The following is a 13,208-nucleotide window of genomic DNA, read 5'->3' as shown; positions in this document are numbered from 1 at the left end:
ATTTTCTCCTCTCTTTTTTTAATTAAAACCAAATTGGCTTCTAAATTTATCCCATGTTCCGATGGAAGCTTCTTTAATCAATGCAAATTCAATTTCATAACCTGCTTTGCTGATCGCCTCTAAAGCTTCTGCTTCCTCCTGAGTGATGGACTGGTTATTTCCAAGTTTCACAGCTCCCGGACGGTCGTTACAAGGTCCGATAATGACCTTTTTCACATCACTTGGCACGAACCCGTCATCTACCAGAATTTTTTTCATCTGGATCGGATCTTTTGTAATCAGGAAATACTGATCTTTGCTGTCCAGCACTTTCTGACATTTTTTCCTCCATGCTTCATAGGTCCACACAAAGGTTTTTTTCGAGCTTGCACTTTTGTAAGCCATCTTCAGGGCATCGGTTGTAGCCGCCTTATCATTTACGGCAATTAATCCGTCACACGGATACTCCAAAGACCATCTTGTAACAGTCTGTCCATGAATCATACGGTCATCAACTCTTAAAAATGAAACTGACATATCTTTTCTCCTCCTTATATATCGTCGTCCTCATCGTCCTTTGCTGATGTGAGAACAAACTCTTTGACTGCGTCCTTTGCTTCCTTCAGTAAACTTTCCTTTAAGATTCCTTGATCCACATCATCTTTCATCAGTGTTGCCGTCAACGCCATTGCAAGATTCATACCTCCGAAAATAACTGTATTTCCCAGCATTTCCTTTTTTGAAATCTGTTCGATCGCGTTGGTGAGAGGGGAACCTCCGACAATATCTCCCAGAAGAATGATTTCATCATTCACCGTGATTTTTTCAATCGCATCAGAGAATTTTGCCGCAAATTCATCGGCGCTCATGCCATCCTCTAATCCTGCGCTGATCACATCTTCCCGCTCACCGCCGGCAAGCATTTTTAACACACTGTGAAGTCCGGGTGCAAATGTTCCGTGGCTGACCAATACTACATATTTCATCCTCTTTTCCTTTCTTTTGGGTATCTCTTATTTACAAGCTTATTCTATCAATTCATCAAAAAAAGGACATCTGTAAATTGTCATAACTTTCAATTTACAAATGTCCTTTTTTTATATGACAAATGTCATCTTAAGGATTCAGCATCTCATCTGCCTCTTTGTTTAGTTTTAAAATATTCGCATCAAATTCTTCGTCTTCCGTCAAGATTTTTTGCATTTCACTGTCAATATGCCGGAATACTTCATTATATTTGTGGAATTTCGGTGTTTGCAGCGATTCCTTCATGACCTGATCTAAAAGTTTTATTTTTACAATGGTATCCTTTCCCATATCCTTCTCTAAAATTTTCTCTGCTTCTTTTGAATTTGTTACCGATTTTAGAGAAGAAATCCCATGGGAATCCCGAAATAGTTTCTGTTGTGTTTTTGTATCATAGGTTAGTTTCTTGAGAAATTTCCAAGCCAGGGTGCTGTTGGCTGTCCGGCGATTGATTCCCATCATCAAATGATCGACCTTTGTTTTATTTTCTCCGTCCGGTCCCGATGGAAGTTTCATACAATCCCACTGAAACTCAAAATATTTATTAATTTTCCATGGATATGGTTTATACGTTCGGAATTCAGAAAAGGTCATCGGTCGAAACGCGATTTTCCCCGTATCGAAATCATCTGCCGTCATATTCTGGAAATCTGACAGCTGCCGCACTTTTTTCACAAATAAAATGGAGTTTTCTATGTGTTCCGATGAAAGATTACATGCTGTGCCGCTGGGATGAAACAATCCGCCGCCATTGCTGTACACGGCATCGTCCCAGTCATAATCGTAAACGCCGAACTGGTCCAGCCGTCCATCTCCGTTCGTATCTTTTGTAACTTTCTTACATATATTATAAAAATCATCCCAAGTCCACTGGTTGTCCGGCATTGAAACCCCTTCTTTCTGCAAAAGAGATTTGTTGACAAACATCAGGGTCGGCACACTTTCATAGGGCAGTGCATACTGGCCTTCTCCATATTTCCCGGCATCATAGCTTTCCTGATAATAATCGCATTTTTTAAAGCTTCTGTCGCCTTTCATCAAATCATTCAAATTCTTCAGCATCCCGGTGGATGAAAAGGTACTGAAATCTTCCGGCAGAATCATAAAGACGTCCGGCAGATTCCCTTCCAGAGCCCTTTGAGAAATCCACTCTGAATAGTCGTCTTTTAAAATTCCGCTGTCATATTTAACAATAACATTGGGATTTTCTTTTTCAAACTCCTCAATGGCTTCGTCTATTATTTTATAACAATTATCATCCGGGACATCCCATTGATTTCCCGCAAACATTCCAAAGGTTAAAACCGTCTTTTTTTCTTTTGGATACACCACAAAGCCAATAGAAAACAGGCTGACAATTAATCCGGCAGCGATTAACCGCTTCCACCATTTTTCGATCTTACTTAGCATTTACTCACTCCTGTACTTTGCAGAGCCCGATTGAACCTCCCAAATAGCCAGTTGGGTGCGGTCCCTTAAATTCAATTTGCTCAGAATCGTACTCAAATAATTTCTTACCGTTCCCTCGGAAAGCTTCAAAGCACCTGCAATCTCTTTATTGGACATGCCTCTTCCAACCAGCTTCACAATCTCCCATTCTGCATGAGTCAGATCATCCACATTCTCCGGCTGGATCATAACATCATAATGGCTCTGCGCCATTTCCGAGAAAAAATCCACAACCTTTGTTGCCACCTCGGGATTGATCATAGCTCCGCCGTTGTTAACCGTATGAATGGCCTTTTCCAGATCATCCATGGAAATTCCTTTCAAAAGATAACCGCTGGCGCCATGTTTTAATGCACTGAACACAAATTCATCATCATCAAAGGTCGTCAAAATAATAATTTTAATCTGAGGATACTGATCTTTAATGATTTTGGTACACTGTACCCCATCCATCTCAGGCATTCTCACATCCATTAAAATCACATCCGGTTTTTCCTTTCGCACCAGCTGGATCACTTCTCTTCCATCCTTTGCTGTTCCGATGACTTCAATTCCTTCTCTCGTTTCCAGAACAATCTGAAGACTTTGCCGGATCAATTCCTGATCATCTGCAATGATTACTTTTATCATAGTTTTTCACCCCATCGAATCGGTATCTTTGCCGAAATCTTAAACCCGTTCTTTCCATCGTAGGTAACGCTTCCGTTTAGCATCTGAATACGCTCCTGTATGTGAATGAGACCAAATCCGGTGTGAATTTCCTCACATCCGATCCCGTTATCACAAATTTCCAAATACAGCCATTTATTTTCCTTCCATATGCGAATCTGAATCTTTGTGGCTTTGCCGTGGCGAATGGCATTGGTAATTCCTTCCTGAATTACCCGATAAATCATATCTTCCTCATCGAAATTAAATCGAAATTCCTCTACATCACACTGATATGCCACCTTTACCTTAGACACCTGAGTGGTATCCTCAATCAATTTTTCCAATGCCTGTTCCAGATTTCGATGCTCCAAAGCATCGGGGCGCAGCTTATTCACAGATCTCCGAATATCGGAAATTCCCTGTCTTGCCACAAGAGATATTTTATTTAACTGCTTTTTCGTAGCATCCACCGAGAAATCAATCATCGCAATGCACGCGTCGATTCCCGCAGACAAGCCGGTCATGGTGTGTCCCAGCGTGTCATGAATTTCTCTGGCAATACGGTTTCTCTCCCTTGTCTCTACCATTTTTTCGGTCATCTGCGCATAATCCTTTAACTGTTCGTTCATTTCTTTTAATTTCATATTTGCCGTCTGAAGCTGAAGATTTAAAAGTACAATTCTGGCATTTTCTTTCATTTGATTCCTCATTAAAATAATCATATAGACAATAAAGACAATGATGTTGAGAGAAATCAGAATATTTTTGATTCCCGAAATAATGGTACTGATCTTTGCCGGATATACTGCAAGAAATTCCTGAAATGAAATCATTGGAAACATCATAGAGATGATACCGTAATCGGAAAAAATATAAATAATTCCCATGATTCCTAAAAATAGAAAGCGATTGTGTTTATCCCGAATGGCTGTCACAATATCTGCAACCACCAAAAGCAAAATCCCATTATAACTCACATATAAAAATTTCATAATTAAAAGACAGAGCAGTAATTCCACCCCGTACAAGAAAACCGATAATTTTACTGCTTTCCCTTTTTTCCCTCGTATTTCAATAATATAAATTAACAGAAAAAAAGCAATAAATATAATAACCGCAGATCCAACCGGTTCTGACGGAAGGTAAGTGATATTTTCCAAAAAGCTTCTGGCGGAAAAATTTTCATTGATTTGATTTAATGTCACAAGAAACACAAGAGACAGAAACCCTAGGATCACAAAATTTATGATGCTCATAAGAATTTTTAAATAGTACAAATTATTATTTTTTCTATCCATACATCCTCTTCCTACTGCCACCGGCTCACATCTGCCTGCTCTACATTTTCCCTGGTGATCATCTGCACCGGTACTACGTTTCTTTTCTCCAATGTTTTCCCATCCAGAATCTTATAGGCAGATTGAATGGCTGTACCTGCCATCTTTTTCGGAGATTGGGCGGAGGTTCCCTCCATCATTCCATCCAGAATCAGCTTCTTTCCCTCCGGAGATCCGTCGACTCCATAAACAAGCACTCCCTGTCTGGCATTTTTACTGTCCAATGCCGCCAAGGCTCCCATGGCGGCTGGGTCGTTTAATGCCATAATCACATCCACCTGATTGTACTGCTGAATAATTTTTTCCACTTTTGGAAGAGATCTCTCAATCTGTCCCTGTGTATCCGCAGATGCAAGGACCTGATACTCTCTGTGCCCTCTAATGGTATCCAAAAACCCCTGAATTCGGTCTACGCCGGATTTTGCACTTTGGTGAGTCAGCAAAACAATTTTTGCTTTGCTTTTCTTTTTCATCATAGCCTTTGCGCACTGTACTCCCGCCTGATAATTATCCGAGACAATGGTCATGGAAATCAAATCTTCCCGATATACCGGCGTATCAATGACAATCACAGGAATTCCGGCTTTTTTTGCTGCTTTTAACCCCGGCTCAATTCCTTTCCAATCCACCGGATTTAAAAATATTGCATCCACTTTCTTTTTCACAAGATATTGCATTTGTGCATTCTGTTTTTCCTGATCCAAAGCAGGATCCAGAGTGATCAAATGATCTCCCTTTTTTTCTACCTGCGTCCGTATCTGATTATTGACCACCTTATAAAATTCATTGTTCATTGTCATGTAGGTTGCACCGAACACTCGCTGTACTGTGCGATGTTCTTTCCAATAAAGCCAAAACACCTTGGTGTAAATACCCGCGATAACGCCAAACAGCCCTATGACAACCACAATGCCAATCCATTTTTGCCAGATTCTGATTTGCACCTGATTCATATTTCAAACTCCGTATATTTTACAGCCATGCAGACGGACTGGCGTCACTTGGCATTCTAAGATCTCCTCTCGGAGAAACTGCGACACTTCCCACTTTAGGACCATCCGGCAGACAAGATCGTTTGAACTGCTGGCTGAAAAATCTCCAATAAAATTTATCCAGCCATTTCTGAATCGTTTCTTCTTCATAAATTCCGTCAAAGGTCTGCCTTGCCATACGGTACAATTTCTGTTTTGGAAACCCAAAACGCAGCATATAATATAAGAAGAAATCATGGAGCTCATAAGGGCCCACCAGATCCTCAGTCTTCTGGGAAATGACCCCGTCTACCGGCGGAAGTAATTCTGGGCTAACCGGAGTATCCAAAACGTCCTTTAGGACCTCTGACAGTTTTGCATTTTCCACAGTCTCTGCATAGTAAAGTACCAAATAGCGGACCAGGGTTTTTGGTACGGAGCAGTTCACGGCATACATGGACATATGGTCTCCATTATAAGTTGCCCATCCCAAGGCCAGCTCTGACATATCTCCGGTTCCGATTACCATTCCATTGTATTGATTTGCCATATCCATCAGAATCTGCGTTCTCTCGCGCGCCTGAGAATTTTCATAAGTGACGTCATGAAGCTCCTCATCATGTTCTATATCTTTGAAATGCTGGCGAACTGCTTTCTCAATATTAACTTCTTTGAAGGTTGCTCCCAGCTCATGAATTAACGATACCGCATTTTGATACGTACGGTCTGTTGTCCCAAAACAAGGCATGGTAACACAAATAAGATTTTTCCTTGGGATTTTCAGCAGATCAAAGGCACGCGCTGCCACAAGAACTGCCAGAGTGGAATCCAGTCCCCCGGAAATCCCCACCACTGCATACTTACAGCCAGTGTGTTCCAGCCGTTTCTTCAATCCCATAGACTGAAGGGATAAAATCTCGTCACATCGTTTTTCTCTCTCTTCCTTCTGACTCGGCACAAATGGATTTCTCGGAAACGTTCGGGAAATATGATTTTCTTTTACCCTCAATGAAAATGGGATCTCCTGATATTGCGGTACGTTTCCTCCGGGAAACGATGTCATTTTCCTTCGCTCCGCAGATAATTTTTGCACATCAATATCCGCATAGATCACTTCATTGGTAAATCTTTTTGCCTCTGCCAGCACAGATCCGTTTTCGCAAATCACATGATGTCCACTGTATACAACATCCTGCGTTGATTCTCCTTCGCCGGCATTGGCATAGACATATGCGGCAAGAAGTCTGGCAGACTGATTGGAAATCAGATTTCTTCGATAAACCTCTTTGGTTGTGGTTTCCACGCTGGCGGAAGGGTTACAAATAACGGTAGCTCCTGCCATCGCATGGTACGTGCTTGGCGGCAGCGGAACCCATAAATCTTCGCAAACTTCACAGGCAATTGCCAATTCCGGAATTTCATCACAGACAAACAACAGATTAGTACTAAACCAACACATTCGTTCCTTTTCCAAAGAAATCAGCTCTTCCACATCCTGCCCGGATGCAAAATAACGCAGCTCGTAAAATTCACTGTAATTGGGCAGATGTGTCTTCGGTACAATTCCAAGAATTTTTCCGTCGCATAGTACCGCCGCACAATTATATAGTTTTTGTTTTACAGTCAATGGACATCCCACAACCACAACCATATTCAAATCTTTTGTTGCGTCCGCAATGTTTAACAACTGTTTTTTACATTCGTCCAGCAGCGGTTTCTGCAAAAACAGATCTCCGCACGTATATCCGCTGATTGTCAGCTCCGAAAACACCAAAAGACTGGTTCCCCTTGTTCCAGTCTCTTTGATAATTTCTATGATCTTTTCAGCATTATATACGGGATCTGCAACTTTCACTTTCGGTGTTGCGCAGGCAACTTTGATAAATCCGTCTTTCATTTTTTTACCTCATTTTTATCCCTGATCATCCATGTTTTGTTTTCTTAATCCTGCTCCATATTACTGAGCTTGGCGGCCTGATCAGCCGCAGTCAGACTATCAATGAGTTCGTCCAGATCTCCATTCATAATGGAATCCAGCTTATGCAGAGTCAGTTTGATCCTGTGGTCTGTTACACGCCCCTGAGGATAATTGTACGTACGAATCTTTTCGGAACGGTCTCCGGTCCCAATCTGACTTTTTCGCTTTGCAGCTTCTTCATCGTGGGCCTTTTGCTGTTCCAATTCATATAGACGGGAACGCAAAACCTTTAATGCTTTATCTTTATTCTTTAACTGTGACTTTTCGTCCTGACAGGATACGACAATTCCCGTTGGAATATGAGTTAATCGAACCGCAGAGTCTGTTGTATTGACACACTGTCCGCCATTTCCAGATGCACGGAATACGTCAAATTTACAGTCATTCATATCAATCTCAACTTCCACATCTTCCACCTCCGGCATAATTGCCACAGTAATGGTCGACGTATGAATCCTTCCGCCGGACTCTGTCGCTGGAATCCTCTGAACGCGGTGAACTCCGCTTTCATATTTGAATCTTGAGTAGGCTCCCTGACCGGATACCATAAATACCAGCTCCTTAAATCCTCCGATGCCGCTCTCGTTAAAACTGAGCGTATTCACCTTCCATCTGCGTCCCTCCGCATAGCTTCGATACATCCGAGCCACGTCAGCAACAAACAGCCCCGCTTCATCGCCGCCGGCTCCGGCACGCATCTCCACAATGATATTTTTATCATCCATCGGATCCTTTGGAATCAGCAAAATCTTTAATTCATTCTCCAGTCGCTCGATATTTGCCTTGGATTCTGCCAGCTCCTCTTTTGCCAGTTCCTTCATCTCCTCGTCGGTCTCTTCCTCCAACATCTCCAAACTGTCTTCCACGTTTTGTTTTTCTGACTTGTACTCCTTATATTTTTCCACAATTGGAGTTAAATCATTCTGTTCTCTCATAAGATCGCGGAACCGGTTCTGATTGGATGCCACATCCGGATCATTTAATTCCTGTAATACCGTATCCAGTCGATCCACTAAACTTTCTAATCTATCAAACATCTTTCTCTCCTTCTCTAAAGTATCCGAACACCAGACGATCCAGTCCGGCAAGATCTTTTTTCACCGCCACATTTTGAAACCCTGCTTTTCGCATCAAATCCGAGACATCCTCTCCCTGATCCCATCCGATTTCAAAAGCCAGCATTCCCCCAGAATTTAAATACCCTGCAGCGTTTTTGATTATCTTTCTGTAAAAATAAAGTCCGTCTTCTTTCCCGTCCAAAGCCAGCATCGGCTCATGATTTTTCACTTCCGGCATCAGTTTAAGACACTCTCTGCTTTTTATATACGGAGGATTGGAAATGATAAGATCATAGGTTCCCGTCACATGTTCAAAAAGATCACTTTGAATAAATTCTACCATAGGCGCAAGATTTTTACCATTGACTTTTGCGACGTTCAGCGCTTTTTCACTGATATCCGTTCCCACACAAATCCTGGGGTTCATCTGCAGCGCCAAACTAATTGCAATACACCCGGAACCGGTACATAAATCCAAAATACTCTCTGGATGAATTCTCTCATTCATGACCTCTTCCAGCACAATTTCTGTATCCTGTCTCGGAATTAATACATCCGGAGTCACCCAAAAAGAATATCCCATAAATTCCTGAGTTTCCAGAAGATATTGAAGTGGGATTCTCTGCTCTACACGCTTTTTCAGCATCTCCTGATACCGTTTCAGTGCTTCTCCTTCTTCCACCTCTTGTGTCATCCCAAACAAATAGTCTTCCCGGCTCAGCTGAAAACAATGGGAAAATAAATACCACGCTTCACCGGAAGCATTGTCAATCTGTTGTTCTTCTAATATTTTTTGTCCATACAGGACCCATTCTCTTCTATTCATCCTTTTTACGTTCCTCGCGAAGATAATCTCTCCAATCAAAAACACCTTCCACCGATGCAATGGCAACTTCAATCATCGCAGCATCCGGCTCCCTGGTTGTCAATTTCTGAAGGCACAACCCCGGTTTACTGAACAGCTGCACCAGCGGATGGCTGCTATTTCCCGCCAGACGGATCAGCTCATAGGATACCCCAGCCACCAGCGGAAGAAACAATAAACGCAGTACGATCCTAAGCCAGATAGCGTCCGCCCGAATGAAAAAGAAGAACACCATGCTGATGATCATCACAATCAACAGGAAACTGGTTCCGCATCGCTTATGCAGTCTGGAATACTTTTTTATATTTTCCGGCGTCAGATCCTCTCCCGCTTCCAGGCAATTGATTGTTTTATGCTCTGCGCCATGGTACATAAATACTCTGCGTATTTCTTCCATATGAGAAATCAACACAATATAGCCAAGAAATATTCCAATTCGGATCAGCCCCTCCACAACTAAAATAAGATATGGATTCTGCACCCATTGCCCCAAAAATTCCGATGCCAGATAAGGCAAAACCATAAACAAACCGATGGAGATCACCAGAGATGCGATCAATACCAATGTCATTACGACTTTCTCACCTTTCTCTCCCATCCATTTTTCTGCAATCTGATCTAATTTTCCGGCTTCTTCCTCCTCCACAAAGCCTGCAGAATAATTTAACGTCTTCATACCGATGACCATAGATTCCACAAAATTAACCATTCCTCTGAAAACCGGCAGTTGAAATACCGGATACTTCTGTGTAAAACTTACACAATTTTCTACCTTTGTCTCGATTTCCCCATCGGGCTTTCTGACAGAAACCGCATAACGATCCATATTTTTCATCATAACGCCTTCCATCACTGCCTGCCCGCCAATGCGCACCGCCATAACACTCTCCTTATAAAAAGAAAAGGCTGAGATTTATGATAACCTCAACCTGATTCCTAACTTTTCTACTTGACACCATATTTACGATTGAACTTATCAATACGTCCACGAGCCTGTGTAGCTTTCTGCTGACCTGTGTAGAATGAATGACACTTAGAGCAGATTTCCACGTGGATATCTTCCTTTGTAGATCCTGTTACAAATTCATTTCCACAGTTGCATACTACTTTTGCCTGATAATAATTTGGATGGATTCCTTCACGCATGTTTTTCACCTCTTCTAATAATAAACTTTGTTGGATTTTGCCAACATCTACATACTTTGACTTTCGTCACTTGTTGTTTTTATAAACAGCTTTTTTATTCTACCATACCCGACCAAAGAATGCAAATATTTTTTTATTTTCTCAATAAAGATCGTCTGGTCAGCTCAATAAACTCCCGATTGTTCTTGGTTCTTTTAAATAAATCCAGCATCTGTTCCAAAAATTCATCGGATCGATTGCCTGCCAGTTCCTTGTGAAGGGCGCTGACAACATCCCGTTCTTCTTTCCGAAGCAGCAGCTCCTCTCTTCTGGTGCTGGATTTTGCAATATCAACCGCAGGAAAAATTCTCTTCTCAGACAATCTTCGATTCAGAACAATTTCCATATTTCCGGTTCCCTTAAACTCTTCAAAAATAACATCATCCATCTTACTTCCGGTCTCCACAAGGGCCGTTGCCAGAATCGTAAGGCTGCCGCCTTCCCTCATATTTCTGGCTGCGCCAAAAAATTTTTTCGGCATATACAATGCGGCAGGATCCAATCCCCCTGTCAAGGTGCGGCCGCTGGGCGGAACTGTTAAATTGTAGGCTCTTGCCAGACGTGTAATACTGTCCAGTAAAATCACCACATCTTCCTTATGCTCCACCAGACGTTTCGCCCTCTCCAATACCATTTCTGATACCCTTTTATGATGCTCCGGCAATTCATCAAATGTAGAATAGATCACTTCTACATTTTTTCCTTCCATGGACTCTTTAAAATCTGTCACTTCCTCCGGTCGCTCGTCAATCAACAGTACGATCAGTCGAATATCCTTATAATTGGAACTGATACTCTGCGCTACCTGTTTTAGCAAAGTGGTCTTTCCCGTTTTTGGCGGGGACACAATCATCCCCCTCTGACCTTTCCCAACCGGTGATAAAAGGTCCACCATCCGCATGGAAATAGAAGAATTTTCTCTTTCCATTCTCAGTCTCTCATTGGGAAAGATCGGCGTCAGATCTTCAAAATGTTTTCTCTTTGCCGCCGCTCCCGGAGCATATCCGTTGACTGATTCCACAAACAACAGGGCGCTGAACTTCTCACTCTGCGTCTTAATCCGAATGGCTCCCGATAAAATATCTCCGGTTTTTAAATTAAATTTGCGAATCTGTGCAGGTGATACGTAAATATCATTATCTCCTGGCAAATAATTTTCACAGCGAATAAATCCATATCCATCCGGCATCACTTCTAAGATTCCATTTGCTTTTTGCCCGCTGTCCAGACTTTGTATATTTTTAGGAAACTCCTTTGCAGGCTGTTTCTTTTCTTTCTGTTCTCTGTCATATTTTTCTAATACTTCGATTAATTCCTTCTTTTTCAGCGCAGAAATTCCTGTAATTTTCTGTTCTTTGGCAATTTCACGCAGTTCCATTACCGATTTTTCCTCATATGTCATATTCTTCTCCTTTATTCTGGGGAAATAAATGAATTCAAGAATTGTACGATCCTTGTCCTCGAGATTTTGTTGATTAGACTTGAAATAGTATGACTGCCGGAGTCCAAAAGTTCTTTTGACTCCAACATCATATAATTATATTAACACATTTCCCCTGAATGTCCAAGAATTTGTTCTCGAAGTTTCCGAAGAATCTTTTTTTCCATTCTGGAGACCTGTACCTGAGAAATATGAAGCAATTTCGCGATCTCCTGCTGGGTCTTGCCTGAAAAATAGCGGTAATGAATCATTTGCTGCTCTTCTCTCGTTAAACATTTGAAAGATTCCTCCAACAGCACATGATTCAGCACTGTTTCTTCTTCATTTTCCTCCTTCGGCAGCTTTTCCATTAAAAGAATTTCTCTTCCATCTCCCTGATAGGTCGGCTGATGAAGAGATTCCACATCTTTATTTGCTTCAAGAGCCACTACAATTTCTTCTCTTGCCAGTTTCGTTGCCTGGCAAATCTCCTCCATGGTGGCCTCTCTTTGATGCTCCATAGAAAAAGCTTCCCGCGCCTGCTGAATTTTATAAGCATTTTCTTTTAAGGAACGGCTGACCTTAATCATTCCGTCATCTCTTAAAAATCTTTTGATTTCTCCTGTAATCATCGGAACCGCATAGGTTGAAAATCTTACATCATAGCTTAAATCGAATTTATCAATTGCTTTCATGAGTCCGATGCTGCCAATTTGAAACAAATCCTCCGGATCGTATCCGCGATTGGAAAATCGTTTCACTACGCTCCATATTAATCCCATGTTATCCAGAACCAATTTCTCTCTTGCAGTCTCATCTCCTTCTTTGGTAAGCTGTAGCAGTTCCCTTGTGTCATCCATGGAGCTTCTTATTTCCTCCAATGACCTTGGTCATCACAATCTTTGTTCCCTTTCCAACCACCGACTTAACTTCCACAGTATCCATAAAAGCTTCCATAAAAGAAAATCCCATTCCGGTCCTTTCCTCTTCCGGCTTTGTGGTAAACATCGGTTCCATCGCCTTTGGAATATCGGGAATTCCCACCCCGTGATCCTTGATTACAATTTTTAATACTGCTCCGTCATCGGATAAATCCAGCTGAATGACTCCGTTTGTATCTCGATAAGCATGTACAATACTATTGGTTACGGCTTCCGAGACTGCTGTTTTTACATCTGCCATCTCTTCCACGGTGGGATCAAACTTCATCATATATGCCGCCGTCACCACTCTCGCAATTCCCTCATTTTCTGATTCGCTGTTAAATTCCAAATGTATCATCTTTATCC

14 protein-coding genes are annotated in these 13,208 nt (G+C 41.8%); all 14 read right to left on the bottom strand.

Features of this window, described 5'->3' with window-relative positions:
• Positions 1 to 18 precede the first annotated feature (18 nt).
• The 14 genes from AC27EF_RS02835 to spoIIAB all read right to left on the bottom strand — a co-directional run bounded on the left by AC27EF_RS02835 (position 19) and on the right by spoIIAB (position 13,200).
• Positions 19 to 516 (bottom strand): PTS sugar transporter subunit IIB, encoded by a 498-nt coding sequence (locus tag AC27EF_RS02835; protein WP_487108713.1) that lies wholly within the window; start codon positions 514 to 516, stop codon positions 19 to 21.
• 14 nt (positions 517 to 530) lie between these two features.
• Positions 531 to 965 (bottom strand): PTS sugar transporter subunit IIA, encoded by a 435-nt coding sequence (locus AC27EF_RS02830; protein ID WP_487108712.1) that lies wholly within the window; start codon positions 963 to 965, stop codon positions 531 to 533.
• 130 nt (positions 966 to 1,095) lie between these two features.
• Complete coding sequence (locus AC27EF_RS02825; protein ID WP_487108711.1) at positions 1,096 to 2,415, bottom strand: ABC transporter substrate-binding protein; 1,320 nt, start codon at positions 2,413 to 2,415, stop codon at positions 1,096 to 1,098.
• Complete coding sequence (locus tag AC27EF_RS02820; protein WP_487108710.1) at positions 2,416 to 3,084, bottom strand: response regulator transcription factor; 669 nt, start codon at positions 3,082 to 3,084, stop codon at positions 2,416 to 2,418.
• Positions 3,081 to 4,403 carry a sensor histidine kinase gene (locus AC27EF_RS02815; RefSeq protein ID WP_487108709.1) on the bottom strand — a complete coding sequence of 441 codons (1,323 nt, stop codon included), beginning with the start codon at positions 4,401 to 4,403 and terminating at the stop codon, positions 3,081 to 3,083. The genes AC27EF_RS02820 and AC27EF_RS02815 overlap by 4 nt, the downstream gene beginning before the upstream one ends.
• A gap of 11 nt (positions 4,404 to 4,414) precedes the next feature.
• A complete protein-coding gene (locus tag AC27EF_RS02810) occupies positions 4,415 to 5,395 on the bottom strand; it encodes a sugar ABC transporter substrate-binding protein (protein WP_487108708.1) in 981 nt (326 codons plus the stop codon).
• A 19-nt stretch (positions 5,396 to 5,414) separates the two neighbouring features.
• Positions 5,415 to 7,310 (bottom strand): NAD(+) synthase, encoded by a 1,896-nt coding sequence (locus AC27EF_RS02805; protein ID WP_487108707.1) that lies wholly within the window; start codon positions 7,308 to 7,310, stop codon positions 5,415 to 5,417.
• 44 nt (positions 7,311 to 7,354) lie between these two features.
• Positions 7,355 to 8,428 (bottom strand): peptide chain release factor 1, encoded by a 1,074-nt coding sequence (gene prfA / locus AC27EF_RS02800; RefSeq protein ID WP_487108706.1) that lies wholly within the window; start codon positions 8,426 to 8,428, stop codon positions 7,355 to 7,357.
• A complete protein-coding gene (gene prmC / locus AC27EF_RS02795; RefSeq protein ID WP_487108705.1) occupies positions 8,421 to 9,275 on the bottom strand; it encodes a peptide chain release factor N(5)-glutamine methyltransferase in 855 nt (284 codons plus the stop codon). Before prmC ends, prfA begins: the two co-directional genes overlap by 8 nt.
• On the bottom strand, positions 9,268 to 10,194 hold the full coding sequence (locus AC27EF_RS02790; RefSeq protein ID WP_487108704.1) for a DUF1385 domain-containing protein: 927 nt from the start codon (positions 10,192 to 10,194) through the stop codon (positions 9,268 to 9,270). Before AC27EF_RS02790 ends, prmC begins: the two co-directional genes overlap by 8 nt.
• Before the next feature lie 65 nt (positions 10,195 to 10,259).
• Entirely contained in the window at positions 10,260 to 10,460 is a 201-nt protein-coding gene (rpmE, locus tag AC27EF_RS02785; protein ID WP_008390552.1) for a 50S ribosomal protein L31, read from the bottom strand.
• Positions 10,461 to 10,593: 133 nt separating this feature from the next.
• On the bottom strand, positions 10,594 to 11,901 hold the full coding sequence (gene rho / locus AC27EF_RS02780) for a transcription termination factor Rho (RefSeq protein ID WP_487108703.1): 1,308 nt from the start codon (positions 11,899 to 11,901) through the stop codon (positions 10,594 to 10,596).
• Positions 11,902 to 12,041: 140 nt separating this feature from the next.
• On the bottom strand, positions 12,042 to 12,779 hold the full coding sequence (locus tag AC27EF_RS02775) for a SigF/SigG family RNA polymerase sporulation sigma factor (RefSeq protein ID WP_487108702.1): 738 nt from the start codon (positions 12,777 to 12,779) through the stop codon (positions 12,042 to 12,044).
• Positions 12,772 to 13,200, bottom strand: coding sequence for an anti-sigma F factor (spoIIAB, locus tag AC27EF_RS02770; RefSeq protein WP_487108700.1), 429 nt, complete (start codon positions 13,198 to 13,200; stop codon positions 12,772 to 12,774). Before spoIIAB ends, AC27EF_RS02775 begins: the two co-directional genes overlap by 8 nt.
• Positions 13,201 to 13,208 lie beyond the last annotated feature (8 nt).

This window comes from Anaerostipes stercorihominis (assembly GCF_057535655.1).
This window is presented reverse-complemented; position numbering and strand designations above follow the sequence as displayed.

What these genes read in the sequence shown, in the direction of transcription:
- AC27EF_RS02835 (WP_487108713.1), bottom strand. Translation starts at nt 516, where the DNA reads ATGTCAGTTTCATTTTTAAGAGTTGATGACCGTATGATTCATGGACAG.
- AC27EF_RS02830 (WP_487108712.1), bottom strand. Translation starts at nt 965, where the DNA reads ATGAAATATGTAGTATTGGTCAGCCACGGAACATTTGCACCCGGACTT.
- AC27EF_RS02825 (WP_487108711.1), bottom strand. Translation starts at nt 2,415, where the DNA reads ATGCTAAGTAAGATCGAAAAATGGTGGAAGCGGTTAATCGCTGCCGGA.
- AC27EF_RS02820 (WP_487108710.1), bottom strand. Translation starts at nt 3,084, where the DNA reads ATGATAAAAGTAATCATTGCAGATGATCAGGAATTGATCCGGCAAAGT.
- AC27EF_RS02815 (WP_487108709.1), bottom strand. Translation starts at nt 4,403, where the DNA reads ATGGATAGAAAAAATAATAATTTGTACTATTTAAAAATTCTTATGAGC.
- AC27EF_RS02810 (WP_487108708.1), bottom strand. Translation starts at nt 5,395, where the DNA reads ATGAATCAGGTGCAAATCAGAATCTGGCAAAAATGGATTGGCATTGTG.
- AC27EF_RS02805 (WP_487108707.1), bottom strand. Translation starts at nt 7,310, where the DNA reads ATGAAAGACGGATTTATCAAAGTTGCCTGCGCAACACCGAAAGTGAAA.
- prfA (WP_487108706.1), bottom strand. Translation starts at nt 8,428, where the DNA reads ATGTTTGATAGATTAGAAAGTTTAGTGGATCGACTGGATACGGTATTA.
- prmC (WP_487108705.1), bottom strand. Translation starts at nt 9,275, where the DNA reads ATGAATAGAAGAGAATGGGTCCTGTATGGACAAAAAATATTAGAAGAA.
- AC27EF_RS02790 (WP_487108704.1), bottom strand. Translation starts at nt 10,194, where the DNA reads ATGGCGGTGCGCATTGGCGGGCAGGCAGTGATGGAAGGCGTTATGATG.
- rpmE (WP_008390552.1), bottom strand. Translation starts at nt 10,460, where the DNA reads ATGCGTGAAGGAATCCATCCAAATTATTATCAGGCAAAAGTAGTATGC.
- rho (WP_487108703.1), bottom strand. Translation starts at nt 11,901, where the DNA reads ATGACATATGAGGAAAAATCGGTAATGGAACTGCGTGAAATTGCCAAA.
- AC27EF_RS02775 (WP_487108702.1), bottom strand. Translation starts at nt 12,779, where the DNA reads ATGGATGACACAAGGGAACTGCTACAGCTTACCAAAGAAGGAGATGAG.
- spoIIAB (WP_487108700.1), bottom strand. Translation starts at nt 13,200, where the DNA reads ATGATACATTTGGAATTTAACAGCGAATCAGAAAATGAGGGAATTGCG.